We start from the raw sequence: 14,184 nt of genomic DNA on the forward strand, positions 1-14,184 counted from the left end.
CCACAGGCCGTGAGCCGCAGGGCCGTTGGGGAACCGACTCCCCAACGGCCCTGTGTCGTACTACGCCAGGGACTTCTTCGGCGGTACCGGCGGCACGGCCAGGAACGGCAGCTTCAGCGCGCCGTGGGCCTTTTCCGGGACGGCCGGGCGGACCGGCTCCACGGGGGACAGCCGCTCGTAGGGCCGCCCCGGGGCGGGCCGCGGGTCCGCCTCGCCCTTGTTGGGCCACAGCGACATCGCGCGTTCGGCCTGTGCGGTGATGGTCAGCGACGGATTGACACCCAGGTTCGCGGAGACCGCGGCACCGTCGACGACGGAGATGCCGGGGTGCCCGTACAGCCGGTGGTACGGGTCGATGACGCCGGTCGCCGCCGAGTCGCCGATCGGGCAGCCGCCGAGGAAGTGGGCGGTGAGCGGGGTGCCCATCAGCTCGCCGACGTTGGAGCCGGCGAAGCCGTTGATCTCCTCGGCGAGCAGGGTCGCCGCCCGGGTGGCCTCGGGGATCTGGTTCGGGTTGGGGGCGCCGTGGCCCTGGCGGGCGGTGAGCAGGCCCTTGCCGAGGCCGCTCGGCTTCCGGTACGTGGTCAGCGAGTTGTCCAGGGACTGCATGACCAGGCCGATGATGGTCCGCTCCGACCAGCGCCGGTTGGAGAGCGCGCGCAGGGCGAGCCAGGGGTGGCGGGCCATGTTGGCCAGCCAGCCCCGCACCCGGCCCGCCGGGCGGTACGGCACCTGGAGGATCGTCAGCCCGCCCATCGAGTTGGAGCCCTTGCCGTACCTGACCGGTTCGATGTGGGTGTTCTCGTCGGGGTGGATCGACGAGGTGATCGCGACGCCCTTGGTGAAGTCGGCCTTCTCCGCGCCGTGCCGCTTGCGGTAGCGGCGGTTGTCGGTCTGGGCGCCCACCAGCGCCTCGGAGTTGGTGCGGGTGAGCGCGCCGAGGCGGCCGGAGACGTACGGGAGCAGCCCGCTGTCCTTCATGCGGTGCAGGAGTGTCTGCGTGCCGTAGGTGCCGGCCGCGAGGACGACGCGGCGGGCGGTGAAGGTCCTGCCCTCGCCCTTCTTCTTGTCGTCCGTCGGGAGCGTCCGGACGGCGAAGCCGCCCCGGGAGTCCTCGGTGAGCGCGACGACCGACGTCATCGGGTGGATCACCGCACCGGCCTTCTCGGCCAGGTAGAGGTAGTTCTCGTTGAGGGTGTTCTTCGCGCCGTGCCGGCAGCCGGTCATGCACTCGCCGCATTCGGTGCACGCCCTGCGGGCCGGTCCGGCACCGCCGAAGTACGGGTCCGGCACCTCCTCGCCCGGCTTCGCCCGCACCGTGCCGTCGGAGTCGTCGCCGTCCCCGAAGAACACCCCGACCGGCGCCATGTGGAAGGACTCCCCGACGCCCATCGCCTCCGCGGTCGCCTTCAGGTGGACGTCGGACGGCGTCATCGTCGGGTTGAGCCGCACCCCCAGCATCCGCCGGGCCTGGTCGTAGTACGGCTTCAGCTCCTCCTGCCAGTCGGTGATGTCCTTCCACTGCGGGTCGTCGAAGAACGGCTTCGGCGGGACGTAGAGGGTGTTGGCGTAGTTCAGCGAACCGCCGCCCACGCCTGCGCCGGCCAGCACCATGACGTTCCCGAGGAGGTGGATGCGCTGGATGCCGTAGAGGCCGAGGGCCGGCGCCCACAGGTAGTTCTTGAGGTCCCAGGAGTTCTTCGGCAGCGTCTCGCGGGTGAAGCGGCGGCCGGCCTCCAGGACGCCGACCCGGTAGCCCTTCTCGGTCAGGCGCAGGGCGGAGACCGAGCCCCCGAAGCCGGAGCCGATGACGAGGACGTCGTAGTCGTAGCCGTCGGTCCGGGTGCCGTCCGGGTCCTGGCTCTGGGCAGAGTTCTCCTGGGGCACTGGCTCTCCCTGCTGTTCGGGGCGGAGGGGCGGGGCTGCCGTGGGGGGTGGTTACCTCAGCCGGAACGCCTTCATGGCGCGCAGGCCGGCGGTCATGAACCGGGCGTACTTCTCATCGGTCAGCCCGAAGGCCGGTGCGAGCGGCATCACCCGCTGGTGGGCGACGGTCTGCGCCTCGGTGTACTTGAGGATGCCCTCGGAGCCGTGCCGGCGGCCCAGGCCGGAGTCCCCCATGCCGCCCATCGGCGACTGCACGCTGCCGTAGCCGGCCGCGTACGACTCGTTGACGTTGACCGTGCCCGTGCGCAGCCGGGCGGCGAGGGCCCGGCCGCGTCGGCCGTCCTTGGTCCAGACGCTGGAATTCAGGCCGTACGGCGTGGCGTTGGCGAGCGCCACGGCCTCGTCCTCGTCGCGGAAGCGGTAGACGGAGACGACCGGGCCGAAGGTCTCCTCGTCGCAGACGGCCATCGGGGCCTGGACGCCGTCGAGGATGGTCGGTTCGTGGAAGAACGGGCCGATGTCGGGGCGCGCGCGGCCGCCGGCGACCAGCTCGGCGCCCTTGGCGACGGCGTCCTCGACGTGCCGGACGACGGCCTGGAGCTGGCGTTCACCGGCCAGCGAGCCCATGTCGGCGCCGTAGGCGAGGGCGTTGCCGAGCCGCATGGCCTTCGTGCGGGCGGCGAAGCGCGCGAGGAAGTCGTCGGCGACGGATTCGTGGACGTAGAGCCGCTCGATGGAGATGCACAGCTGGCCGGCGGAGGAGAAGCAGCCGCGGACCGCGCCCGCCGCGGCCTTGTCCAGGTCGGCGTCGCGGAGCACCAGCATGGCGTTCTTGCCGCCGAGTTCGAGCGAGACACCGATCAGGCGGGCGGCGGCGCCCTGGGCGACCTCGCGGCCGGTGCGGGTGGAGCCGGTGAAGGAGACGTAGTCGGCGTGCTTGACGACCTCGGGGCCGACGACCGGGCCCTCGCCGATCACGACCTGCCAGACGTCCTCCGGCAGCCCGGCCTCGATGAGCTGCTCGCGGGCCCACAGCGCGGTCAGCGCGGTCTCGGTGTCGGGCTTCATCACCACGGCGTTGCCCGCGACGAAGGCGGGCAGGGCGTCGCCTATGGAGAGTTCGAAGGGGTAGTTCCAGGGGGCGATCTGCCCGACGACGCCGCGGGGGTGGCGGAGTTCGGTGACCTTGGTGAGGGTCGGGACGACGCCGGTGTGGCGCTTGGGGCCGAGGTAGGCGGGGGCCTTGCGGCCGTAGTGGCGGGCGGCGACGGCGACCGCCTGCACCTCCTCGTGGGCGTGCAGCCGGGCCTTGCCGGTCTCCAGCTGGATCAGGTCGAGCACCTCGGCCTGGCGGCGCAGGACGAGGTCGTGGAAGCGCAGCAGGACCGCGGCGCGCTGCCGGACCGGGACCCTGGCCCAGCGCTCCTGCGCGGCCCGGGCCCGTTCGAAGGCGGTGGCGACGTCCTCGGGGGTGGACTCCGGCAGGTCGGCCAGCTTCTCGCCGGTGAACGGCGTGTGGTTGGCCGTACGGCCACTGCCGAGCACGCCGCGGGTGAGCCGGGCGGCGATCTCGGGGGTGACCACCTCGGCGGCGGTGCGGCTGCCCGCGGGGGCGGGCGCGACCGGATTGCCCTCGGTCGGCGCTGCGGGGGCCTCGGCGGGGGCCTCGGGGGCTTCGGGGGCCTCGGCGGCGGTGGAGGCAGCGGTTCCGGTGTCCTGCGAGTCCGTCATGTCGGCGAGCGTATTCCTCCCCGGACGCTTTGTGTACCCGGCAGTAACGGGTTTTCACCGGCCGCCCACAATCGCGCCAGCATCCGCTGGCCGTAAGGGCTCTGGTCAGGGACGACCGCGGGCCCGGCGGCCCCGGGGCGGATCTTCGACCGTCACGTCCCGGTCAGCCGGAAGGCGTCGAGGGCGGTGTCGAAGTGACGTTTGGCCTCGGTGCGGGAGCCGACCGGCGAGGAGATCCACACGTCGATCATCCGGCCGTTCTCGTCCCAGCTGAGGTCGTAGGTGTAGCGCGAGCCGCCGTCCGCCGCGCTGCCGTCCCAGACGAACTCCCAGAGTCCCGCCTGGAGTCCGTTGTGCGTGGTCTCGGTGACCTGGCCCGACCGGTAGCCGCGGTAGTTGGCCGGGCCCTCGGCGTCCGCGGTGCGCATCGCGCCGATCGGCCCCTCCGGTACCCGCTTCTGCAGCTGGACGCCGATCCGGAACCGCCTGCCCTGGGAGGAGTAGTAGACCCGGTCGTGCTCGTAGGAGCGGGTGAAGCCGACCGGTACGGCGAGCGCGAAGCCGACCGGATCCTTCACGAGGCGGTAGCCGTCCGGGACCCCGCCGGTGGCACCGGGGGAGGGCGCGGAGGTGACGGTGCCCGTGGGGCGGGGCGTGCCCGGCCGGGCGTTCTTCGGCGGGCCGGTGTGCGAGGCCTGCTGGGAGTGGCCGGGCCGGCCGCCCTGGCCGGCGGCCCCGTCGGTGCCGCCCTGCCGCATCAGCAGGGCCGTGATGCCGGCGCCGGCTCCGGCGACCACCACGACGGCGAGCGCGATCAGCAGTGCCGTACGGGTCCGGCCGGTGTGCGGGCGGGCCGCCGCGGCCAGCGCCCGCTCGTCGAGGGCGTCCCGGATCGGCAGGCCCGGGGCCCGCCCGCCGGGCGGCCCGCTGACGGGGCCGCCGGAGGCGTGCCCCAGGGGCGCGGGGGCGGCGGCCAGGGGCTCCTCAGCGGGCGGATGACCACCGGGCACGGGCTCGCCGGGCAGCGGCACACCGGGCGGGCCGCTGACGGGGCGGTCGTGCGGCGGAGCGGGGGCGCCGGGACCGCCCGGCGTCGGAAGGGGCGGGGTCCCGGGGAACGGCGTACCGGGAGCCTGCGCACGCGGAAACGGCATATCGGGAGCCTGCGCACGCGGAAACGGCGTCCCGGGGACGGCCGGTGTGCCTTGGCCTGCTGGTGTGCCTTGGCCTGCTGGTGGTCCGGGGACGGCCGGCCCGGCCGGGTCGCGCTCCGGGGCGCGGCCCGAGTGGAGGTAGCCGCGCAGCAGCTGCTCCGTCTCCGTCAGCCCCATCCGGCGGTCCGGGTCGCGCTCCAGCAGGCCGCCGAGCACGGCCTGCAACGGCCGGGCGGGCTCGGGGAGTTCGATCTCGTCGTACACGACGGCGTGCAGCACCCCGCCCAGGGAGTCGCGGCGGAACGGCGACTCCCCGTTGAGGGCGGCGCACAGCAGCACGCCCAGCGACCAGAGGTCGGCCTCGGGGCCGGTCTGCCGGCCGGCCATCCGCTCCGGGGCGGTGTACTCCGGCGAACCGACGAAACCGCCGGCGTCGGTCAGCGTGGTGACGCCGGGGACCTGGGCGATGCCGAAGTCCGTGAGCACGACCCGGCCGGTGCCGGACTCCATCAGGACGTTGGCCGGTTTGAGGTCGCGGTGCAGCACGCCACGGGCGTGCGCGGCGCGCAGCGCGCCCAGCAGCGCCACGCCGATCCGGGCCGCCTCGCGCGGCGCGACCGGGCCGCCGCTCTGCAGCCGGTCGGCCAGCGACGGGCCCTCCACGAGCTCCATCACGATCCACGGCCGGCCGTCCTGCTCGACGACGTCATGCACGACGATCACGTTCGGGTGCTTGATCCCGGCGACCGTACGCGCCTCACGCATCGCCCGCTCGCGCTGCACCCGCGCCTCGGGTTCGGCGGTCGCCTCGTCCAAGTGCAGTTCTTTGACGGCCACTTGGCGGCCCAGCAGCTCGTCGGTGGCCCGCCAGACCGTGCCCATGCCGCCGCGGCCCAGCCGTATACCCAGACGGTACCGACCGCCGACCAGCCGGCCCTCGCCCCCGAAGATCCCCATGCCCCCCTATCTTGCCGCACCGCCCCCCGCCCGGCGGGAGCGGCTCCCCACCGTGGCGACGGCATCCGCCCACCCCGCCGCTGACCTGCACCGACCGCGCGCGGGACGGTCCCGCGGGCGCCCGCTGCGGTGCGCCCGCATGATCAACTTCCGCTACCGGGGCAGTCGTTGTGCGCATCGCCGCCGTCATCGGCACCCCACCGGTCCCGGCGTCACCCACGACGTCCACAACCAGGCCGCCGAACTCCCTCCGATCCGCGACCGGGAGTCCTCCGGCGCCTCCCGCGCCATACGGTCGCGACCCGCCGGGGCGCCCGGGACGTCGTCGCGGCGACCGCACGACAAGTGCGCTGAACACACCAACCGGCCCGCACGACACACGGGGTGGAACCTCCACCGGCTCTCCCACCGTCCTTGACACAGTGAGGCTGCCGTACGGGAACGGCCGGTACGGCGGCTGCGGCACGCGGAGCGGGGGTCGGTCAGCATGATGCAGGACGGCGGAACGGTGGACGTCCGACCGGGCACCGACCCCGGCCGCGCCGCTGTCGAGCACAGCGGCGCCTACCTAGCCACCGCTCTGTGCCTGGCGCTCTACGGCGGCGCGCTCGCCGCCTGGACCGTCTACGGCATCGTCCAGTCGGACGGCACCCTGGGCGACTTCCTGGAGGGGCTGTTCAACCCGGGCGCCTCCCCCGTCCTACAGATCCTCGGCCCCTACGAGTGGTCCCTCACGGTGGTGTTCCTCGTGGTCGCGGGTCTGGCGCTGGCCCAGCGCCGGGTGGCCCGCTCCGCGGCGCTGCTCTCCGGCTTCCTGCTGCTCGCCCTGTCGCTGCGGGAAGGCGTGGGCCTCTTCGACACCGCCTACCGCGACCAGTACCGCAACGACCCGCTGGGCGGCTGGACGCTGGCCACCCGCGGGCTGGGGCTGGTGGTGGCGCTGGTCGTGCTGGTCGTGATGTTCCCCGCCACGGAGCGGCGCCGGGCCGGGGCGGGGCCGCGGGCCGCCGGCCCGGACCCCGCGTGGCGCCGCCCGTCGCGGGTCTGCGGGGTGCTGTTCCTGCTGATGGGCCTGGCGCGACTGGGCTGGACCGGGCGCGATCTGACGGCCGGCGGAACGGACGTGGTGCGCTATCTGCGCGGGGTGGTGGACGGGTCGGTGCACGGCACGCTCGACCTGGAGTCGTCCATCGAGTTCACCACCGTCGGTTCGGTGGCCGTGCTGCTGGTCCTCGGGGTGCTGGCCTTCCGTGGCCGGCACGACGTACGGGGCGCGCTGCTGGTGTTCGCGGCGGTCGAGCTGTATCTGACCGTGCGGACGGTGGTGTGGCTGACCGTCACGGGCTTCTTCAACCGGTCCTTCGAGACCACCGAGGGCGCGCTGTCGATGGCGACCACGGCGTACGGCTTAGCGGCGATGACGTCGGTGGTGGTGCTGGCGACCGGCCGCGGCTTCGGGCCGTACGGCGGCCTGCGGGCGGAGGGACTCCGGGCGGCGGGGGCGGGACGCCCGTAGGGGTTCCGGCGCAGCGAGTGCCCTGTAATTCCCCGTAGTTCCCCGTTGTTCCACCGTAGCGGAAGGTGCCCTTGGCGAAGGGTGTCCGTAAGGGGCGTGAGGGTGCAGGGACGTCGTCGTCACGGGCGTCAGAAGCGTTCAGGGGCGGGCTTCCGGCGGTGCGGGGGAGATCCCCCTCCGAACCGCCCCCGCACGCCATGCAGCGGCCGCCGCGTGTGGGGGTCGCGGCGGCCGCCGATGTGAACTGCAACGCGTCCTGGGCTTGTGGCCTCTTCAGTGGTGCAGCATGTGGACCACTCTGCCCGTGAGGCGCCCCGCATGGCATCCTCCCGAGGTCCCGGGCTCACCCCCGCCGCTCGGCGGGGGTCCGGGTCCGTCGAAGGGCGGGGACCGGGACAGAGGTACGGAGTCGCGCAGCGCCGGGCGGTTCCGCGGCTTCGGGAACGGGTGTGAACCAGCAGAAGGCAGAAAGGGGCGGCCGGTGATCCGTGTCGCTGTGGTGGACGACGAACGGCTGGTCAGATCCGGACTCCGGATGATCCTGGGGACCGCCCCGGACATCGAGATGGTCGCGGACTGCGGGGGCGCCGAGGCCGTGGAGACCGTGCTGCGCTGCGCAGCCGAGGTGGTGCTGCTCGACATCCGGATGCCGGACGTGGACGGGCTGACCGTGCTCCGGCAGTTGCACGCCGCGCCGGAGCCGCCGGCGGTGGCGATGCTGACCACCTTCGACGCCCAGGAGTACCTGACCGCGGCGCTGCGCGAGGGCGCGGCCGGCTTCCTGCTGAAGGACTCCGATCCCGAGCAGCTGGTGCGGGCCGTACGGACGCTGGCCGCGGGCGGCAGCGTGCTGGACCCGGGCGTGACCCGGGCCGTGATCGGCGGCTATCTGACGGCCGAGGACCAGGCGGCGGCCGCCCGCGCGGTCAGCGGGCTGACACCGCGGGAGTCGCAGGTGCTCTCGCTGCTCGGCGAAGGGCTGGGCAACGCCCAGATAGCCGGGCGGATGGGACTGGCGCCCAGTACGGTCAAGGACCATGTCCGCGCCGTCCTGGGCAAATTGGGGGGCATCAACCGCATCCAGGCGGCCATCGTCGCCGACCGTGCGGGCCTGGTGTCCGGGGCTCCCCGGGGGGCGTGGTGAGGTCCGGCGGCGGGCGGCCGCTCGCCCGCGGGGCGGCCCGGTGGCGGACGTTCGCGGCCGGGAGGTGGGGTCGGCGGCTGCGCCGGACCGCGCCCGTGGTCGTACCGGTGCTGCTGGCGATCGCCGACGCGGTGCTGGTCAACGGCCTGGAACTCGCCCTGGAGCTGGGCGTTTCGGTGGTCGCCGCGGCCGCCCTGCTGCTCCGCCGGCGCTTTCCGCTGCTGGTCTTCCTCGTGACGCTGCCCGGCCTGTACATCGGCTACATCTGGTTCGCGCCGATGATCGGGCTCTACACCCTGGCGGCCCGGCGCCCCGGCCGGCGGCGGCTGGGGATCTGTGCGGTGCTGCTGATCGCCGCGCACTTCCTGCCGTACCCGATCTCCGACTTCGAACTCACCGCGTACCGCGAGAACACCCTGGTGCTGATCGACGCCTGCGTCACCTCGGCCGCGCCGATCGCGCTGGGCCTGCTGGTGCGCACCCGCCGCGAACTCGCCTCCCGGGTCGAGGACCTGACCCGCAGCCTGCGCCGCGAGGACCGGCTGCTCGCGGACCGGGTCAAGACCACCGAACGCGCCCGGCTCGCCCGGGAGATGCACGACGTGGTGGCCCACCAGGTCAGCCTGATCAGCCTGCAGGCGGGTGCCGTGCAGGTCAGCACGGAGGACGAGGCGGCGCGGGCCGGCGCCCGGACGATCCGTGAACTCTCCGTGCGGACGCTGGAGGAACTGCGGCACATGGTGGGGGTGCTGCGGGCGGACGGCGGGGACGGCGGCGAGGCGAGCGGACTGGCGCCGCAGCCCGACCTGGAGGAGCTGCCGCGGCTGATCGAGATGAGCGCGCTGGACGTGACGTACGAGGGCGGGGTGGTGGCCGGTACGGGCGGCGCGAAGACGGTCGAACGGGCGGCCTTCCGCACGGTCCAGGAGGCGCTCACCAACGTCCGCAAGCACGCGCCGGGGGCGCGGGTGCAGGTCCGGGTCGATCCGGCGGACGAGGTCTGCGGGGAGGCCGGGCCGGGACTGCGGGTGGAGATCCGCAACGGGCCGCCGGACGCGACGGCGACCGCGCCGGTGCTGCCCGGCGGCGGGCACGGCCTGGTGGGACTGCGCGAGCGCGCCCAGAGCCTGGGCGGAACGCTGGAGGCCCGGCCCACCTCCGACGGCGGCTTCATGGTACGGGCGGAATTCCCGTACGGGGCGGGGTGAATGGGGGGCGGGGGACCGGAGGAGCGAGCCGGGTGGCGGGCGGGCAGCGCCGTTTTGTCCCCTCGTACGCTTCCGGGGCTGAGGCTTCGGGGCTGGGGCTGGGGGATGGGCCTCGGAGCTCGGGCTGGAGCTTCAGGCGGAGAGCGGTGCGGCGGCCTCGTCGACGGCGGTGGACAGGTCCGGGTAGACCTCGAAGAGCCGGCGGACGCCGAGTGCGGCCAGCACCCGGTTGACGTGCGAGCCGTCGACGGCCCCCTGGGCGGGCAGGATCAGCCGCAGCCGGCCCTGGCACGAACGCATCAGCCGGCGGGCCGCGATCAGCACGCCGACCCCGCTGGAATCGCAGAAACGGACCTCGGAGAGATCGAGCACGAGGGATCTGCGGCCGTCGGCCACCGCATCGTGCACGTGCTGGCGCACCGCAGGAGACGTGACCAGGTCCATCTCACCGGAAACCTGGAGTACGGCCCAGGGGCCCTGTGCGTCCTCTGCCACCTTCAACGACACGCGCTCGAAGCCTTTCGCTCGCTTTCGGACCGGATGTGCCCGGTTACATCCGGAACTCATCCTTCCCCGGCTCGACTGCCCGGCCTTGATGTCCTGAAACTCATCCTGGTTCCCGGCGGTAGCCGTGGGACGTAACAGGCCGTTCACGCCCAAGGCTATGCCCCAAGGGCGGCAACTTTCCGCCCACCTCCGGTCACACCCGGATAACACATCGCCTCATACGCGCATGAACGATCAGCAAAGGGCAACTTCGAGCGCTCCGCTGCTGCTCCCGGGCGCCTCCCGAGCGCCTCCCGAGCGTTTTACGGATCCGCTCCTCGCCGGGCCCGGGCCGTCAGCCCCTTACCACCCGCATCCCCCTCAAGGTTCGATTTGCCGCAAAGGAGCGTGTGTTGTCAGACCCGCGCATTACATTCGAGGCACGGAGGTTTCCGTGATCGTGCCCACCGTTCCGGGCATGAAGGTGTACAGATGCGCAGGAGTGACGGCTGAGGTGTGAGCCCGCAGGCGACGGGCAGGGATGGGGGTCCGATGGGACACGACGCGCCACCGCGCTGGGACAGGCGGATGCAGCAGCGGCTCGCCCGCGGCGAGGCGGCCGCGCTCGGCGAGCTCTACGACCGCTTCGCCTCGCTCGTGCACAGCCTTGCCTACCGCGTCCTGGAGGACGAGGACGCCGCCGACCGCATCACCCGCGAAGTCTTCGCCGCCATCTGGGAACACCCGGATTCCTACGACCCCAAGCAGGGCCCGCTGCGCTCCTGGATCGCCGGCCTCACCCGCCATCAGGCCGTCCAGCGGCTCCGCCAGACCGAGGCCGCCGGCGCCCGCGACGGCGGCGACACCCCGGCGCAGGCCGATATGGAGCAGAAGATCCGCGAAGCGTCCACCGCCGCCCGCGCCGACTACATCGTCACGTCCATGCCCGCACCCCTGCGGGCCGCCCTGGAGCTGGCGTACTTCCAGCGCCGTGACTACCGCCAAACCGCCGCCGACCTCGGCGTCACGGAGGACGAGGCCCGCCGCCGGCTGCGCCTGGGCCTGCAGCTGCTGTCCACCGCCCACAACGCCACCGCCCTGCCGCCCACCCGCCGCTCGGCCTACGCGTCCACCGCCCCCGGCACCGCCGCCCCGCCCGGCCAGGGCCACGGACGGGCGCTGTGAACGGCCCGGACGAGTGGGACGGCCCCGAGCTGCCCAGCGGCCCCGGTGAACGGCCGCGGATACCGGCACCGCGCCCCGCCGCCGAGGACCACGGCCCGCTCCCCGACGCCACACCGGCCCCTCCCCCACCGTCCGAACCCTTCATGCCGCCCGTACCGCCCGTGACCCCTGTGCCACCCGTAGTGCCCGCACCGCCCGTACCGCTCCACGCCCCGGCCGCCGAAGCGCACGGCGACCTCTCCGACGATCCGTCCGCCGATCCGGCTGCCGATCCGGCTGCCAATCCGGTTGACGATGAAGCTGATGGCGCAGGTGGTGGTGCACGCGCCGATGCAGGTGGCGCAGGCACCACACACAGTGCGGGCCATACGTGCCATAGAGGCAGTACAGGCCCTACAGGCCCTACGGGCGCTGCGGGCGGCCCCACGGACGCCGAAGCCCCGCCCGCGGAACCACCGCGCGCAGACGCCCCGCGCGAGCACTCCTCGCGTGCCCCGGAAGCCGAGCCCATGACCGACCCCGCCGCCCCGCCCGCCCCACTCCCGGGCCCGGCGCCCACCCCGCCGCACCGCGTCCTGAAGTCGCTGCTCGGCGCCTGGGCGCTGTCGGCCTGCTCCGCCGAGGAGACCGCCGCCGTCGAGGCGCATCTGACCGACTGCGCCTCCTGCGCCGACGAGGCGGTGCGACTGCGGGACGCGGTCGGCCTGCTGCACCCCGCCGACAGCCTCGACCTCGACCCGTTGCTGCGCTCCCGGGTGCTGGAGGGCTGCCTGGGCCGCCGTCCGGCGCGTATCCCGGTGCCCGAGTGGGCGGCGCCGTACGACGCGGAGACCGCCAAACTGGACGCCCTGCTGCGCGACATGGGCGAGGCGGAGTGGCGCGCACCGGTGCGGCTGCGCTGGTTCGAGGGCGAACGCCCGGTGGAACGGCAGACCACGGTCGCCGGGGTCATAGGGCATCTGATGGCGGTGGACGGCCTGGTCGCGACCGCGCTCGGGCTCCCCGACCCGCTGGGCACGGCGGCCCCGCCGGGCACCCCGGACCCGCTCATCCGCACGGAGACGCTGTGGCGCGGCTGCAGCGACACGGGCAGCCCGCTCGCCACCCATGAGCCGTGGCGCGAGCAGAGCTACTCCTTGATGAGACAGGTGTCGTTCGCCGGCGGCAAGGTCGCCGAACTCGCCGTTCCCTACGGCGACTTCCAGCTCGCGCTGCGCGACGCGTTCCTGGACCGCGCATTCGAGTGCTGGGTGCACGCCGGCGACATCGCGGACGCGGTGGACTATCCGTACGAGGCCCCGGCCGCCGCGCACCTGAACCGCATGGTCGACCTCGCCGCCCGGCTGCTGCCCAGCGCGCTGGCCGACCGCCGCCGGGCCGGGCTGGCGTCCCCGCCGCAGCGGCTGGTGGAGGCCGGCGCCCCGGGCCGTACGCTCCATCTGGAGGTCGAGGGCAACGGCGGCGGCCATTGGTACATAGCGCTGGACTCACCGGCCGCGCTGGGCACGCCCGACCACACCGTCGCCCATATCGCCCTGGACAGTGCGGAGTTCTGCCAGCTGGCGGCCGGCCACATCTCCCCCGAGGACGCCGCCGCCGGCCAACACGGCGAACGCGACGCCATCCGCGAGGTCCTCTTCGCCACGGCGTCCTTGTCCCGCCTCTGAACCACGACCGGAAGGAAACCGCCAATGGCGCGCGCAGGCGCGTGCTGGAAGGCACGCGCCTGCGCCTCCACGTAAACCCACACGTAGGCCTACGCCTACGCCGGTGCGGCCGGGCTCCGGGGTACCGCGCTCCGGGAATGCCGGGCCCAGGGAGCGCCGGCCCCCGGGAATACTTCCCCGCCCCGCCACGTTGTGGCCCAGCAGGGGGCCCGTCGAACCCCTACGGGATCTGTTCGACTCTCCCCTAGGTGAAACCCAACGGCCCCGCGCAGGCGAAGACCACCGTTACGCGCCCCCCACCGTTACTCGGCCCCCACCATCACGCGAAGACCACCGTTACGCGAAGACCACCGTCCGGCTGCCGTTCAGCAGCACGCGGCGTTCGCTGTGCCACTTCACGGCGCGGGCGAGGGCCTGGCACTCGACGTCCCGGCCGATGGCCACGAGCTGGTCCGGGGTGACCTCGTGGCCGACCCGCTCGACCTCCTGCTCGATGATCGGGCCTTCGTCGAGGTCGGCGGTCACGTAGTGCGCGGTGGCACCGATGAGCTTCACGCCGCGGGCGTGCGCCTGGTGGTACGGCTTGGCGCCCTTGAAGCTCGGGAGGAAGGAGTGGTGGATGTTGATGATCCGGCCGGACAGCGCCTTGCACAGATCGTCGGAGAGCACCTGCATGTAGCGGGCGAGCACCACCAGTTCGACGCCCTCCGCCCGCACCAGCTCCAGCAGCTTCGCCTCGGCCTGCGACTTGGTGTCGCGGGTGACCGGAATGTGGTGGAACGGGATGTCGTACGAGCCGACCAGCTCCGCGAAGTCCGTGTGGTTGGAGACCACGGCCGCGATCTCGACCGGCAGCGCGCCGATCCGGGAGCGGAAGAGCAGGTCGTTGAGGCAGTGCCCGAACTTGGACACCATCAGGACGACCCGCATCTTCTCGTCGGCCCGGTGGATCTGCCAGTCCATGCCGAAGGAGTCGCCCACCGCCGCGAAGCTCGCCCGCAGCTTGTCCACGCTCACCGACGCGTCCGCGCTGAAGTGGACGCGCATGAAGAACAGCCCGGTGTCGTGGTCGCCGAACTGCTGGCTGTCCTCGATGTTGCAGCCGGTGATGAAGAGGTAACTGGACACCGCGTGCACGATCCCCTGCTTGTCCGGGCAGGACAGGGTGAGCACGTACTGATCGTTCCGATCGCTGTGATCGTTCCGACCGTTTCGACCGGGCTGGGTGGGCTGCGACTCGCTCATGACC

Annotated in this window: 10 protein-coding genes; 5 read left to right on the top strand and 5 right to left on the bottom strand. The window is 73.3% G+C overall.

Annotation, left to right across the window (positions count from 1 at the left end; translation table 11 throughout):
• Positions 1-60: 60 nt before the first annotated feature.
• From ACGF4C_RS13155 to ACGF4C_RS13165, 3 genes are all read right to left on the bottom strand, one after another.
• Positions 61-1,887: a GMC oxidoreductase gene (locus tag ACGF4C_RS13155; protein WP_393565826.1), complete on the bottom strand. Its 1,827-nt coding sequence runs from the start codon at positions 1,885-1,887 to the stop codon at positions 61-63.
• A gap of 51 nt (positions 1,888-1,938) precedes the next feature.
• Complete coding sequence (locus ACGF4C_RS13160) at positions 1,939-3,618, bottom strand: succinic semialdehyde dehydrogenase (protein WP_393565828.1); 1,680 nt, start codon at positions 3,616-3,618, stop codon at positions 1,939-1,941.
• Between the two features lie 152 nt (positions 3,619-3,770).
• Positions 3,771-5,729, bottom strand: coding sequence for a serine/threonine-protein kinase (locus ACGF4C_RS13165; protein WP_393565830.1), 1,959 nt, complete (start codon positions 5,727-5,729; stop codon positions 3,771-3,773).
• Positions 5,730-6,237: 508 nt separating this feature from the next.
• Between ACGF4C_RS13165 and ACGF4C_RS13170 the strand changes: the two genes are divergently transcribed.
• The 3 genes from ACGF4C_RS13170 (at position 6,238) to ACGF4C_RS13180 (ending at position 9,597) form a co-directional block, all read left to right on the top strand.
• Positions 6,238-7,245 (top strand): hypothetical protein, encoded by a 1,008-nt coding sequence (locus ACGF4C_RS13170; protein ID WP_393565832.1) that lies wholly within the window; start codon positions 6,238-6,240, stop codon positions 7,243-7,245.
• Positions 7,246-7,726: 481 nt separating this feature from the next.
• On the top strand, positions 7,727-8,389 hold the full coding sequence (locus ACGF4C_RS13175; protein ID WP_393565833.1) for a response regulator: 663 nt from the start codon (positions 7,727-7,729) through the stop codon (positions 8,387-8,389).
• Entirely contained in the window at positions 8,383-9,597 is a 1,215-nt protein-coding gene (locus tag ACGF4C_RS13180; RefSeq protein ID WP_393565835.1) for a sensor histidine kinase, read from the top strand. The genes ACGF4C_RS13175 and ACGF4C_RS13180 overlap by 7 nt, the downstream gene beginning before the upstream one ends.
• Before the next feature lie 132 nt (positions 9,598-9,729).
• Here the strand turns inward: ACGF4C_RS13180 and ACGF4C_RS13185 are convergent, their stop codons facing one another.
• Positions 9,730-10,104, bottom strand: a complete 375-nt coding sequence (locus ACGF4C_RS13185; protein ID WP_030415409.1) for an STAS domain-containing protein — start codon at positions 10,102-10,104, stop codon at positions 9,730-9,732.
• Positions 10,105-10,635: 531 nt separating this feature from the next.
• On the opposite strand from ACGF4C_RS13185, the gene ACGF4C_RS13190 reads away from it, so the two are divergent.
• Complete coding sequence (locus tag ACGF4C_RS13190; protein ID WP_393565837.1) at positions 10,636-11,268, top strand: sigma-70 family RNA polymerase sigma factor; 633 nt, start codon at positions 10,636-10,638, stop codon at positions 11,266-11,268.
• 143 nt (positions 11,269-11,411) lie between these two features.
• Positions 11,412-12,935 carry a zf-HC2 domain-containing protein gene (locus tag ACGF4C_RS13195; protein WP_393565839.1) on the top strand — a complete coding sequence of 508 codons (1,524 nt, stop codon included), beginning with the start codon at positions 11,412-11,414 and terminating at the stop codon, positions 12,933-12,935.
• A gap of 336 nt (positions 12,936-13,271) precedes the next feature.
• Here the strand turns inward: ACGF4C_RS13195 and purU are convergent, their stop codons facing one another.
• Positions 13,272-14,180, bottom strand: a complete 909-nt coding sequence (gene purU, locus ACGF4C_RS13200; RefSeq protein WP_393565840.1) for a formyltetrahydrofolate deformylase — start codon at positions 14,178-14,180, stop codon at positions 13,272-13,274.
• Positions 14,181-14,184 lie beyond the last annotated feature (4 nt).

It is taken from the genome of Streptomyces sp. NPDC048197, assembly GCF_043202395.1.
Taxonomy (GTDB): Bacteria; Actinomycetota; Actinomycetes; order Streptomycetales; family Streptomycetaceae; genus Streptomyces; species Streptomyces siderophoricus.

What these genes read in the sequence shown, in the direction of transcription:
- ACGF4C_RS13160 (WP_393565828.1), bottom strand. Translation starts at nt 3,618, where the DNA reads ATGACGGACTCGCAGGACACCGGAACCGCTGCCTCCACCGCCGCCGAG.
- ACGF4C_RS13190 (WP_393565837.1), top strand. Translation starts at nt 10,636, where the DNA reads ATGGGACACGACGCGCCACCGCGCTGGGACAGGCGGATGCAGCAGCGG.
- ACGF4C_RS13195 (WP_393565839.1), top strand. Translation starts at nt 11,412, where the DNA reads ATGCCGCCCGTACCGCCCGTGACCCCTGTGCCACCCGTAGTGCCCGCA.
- ACGF4C_RS13165 (WP_393565830.1), bottom strand. Translation starts at nt 5,729, where the DNA reads ATGGGGATCTTCGGGGGCGAGGGCCGGCTGGTCGGCGGTCGGTACCGT.
- purU (WP_393565840.1), bottom strand. Translation starts at nt 14,180, where the DNA reads ATGAGCGAGTCGCAGCCCACCCAGCCCGGTCGAAACGGTCGGAACGAT.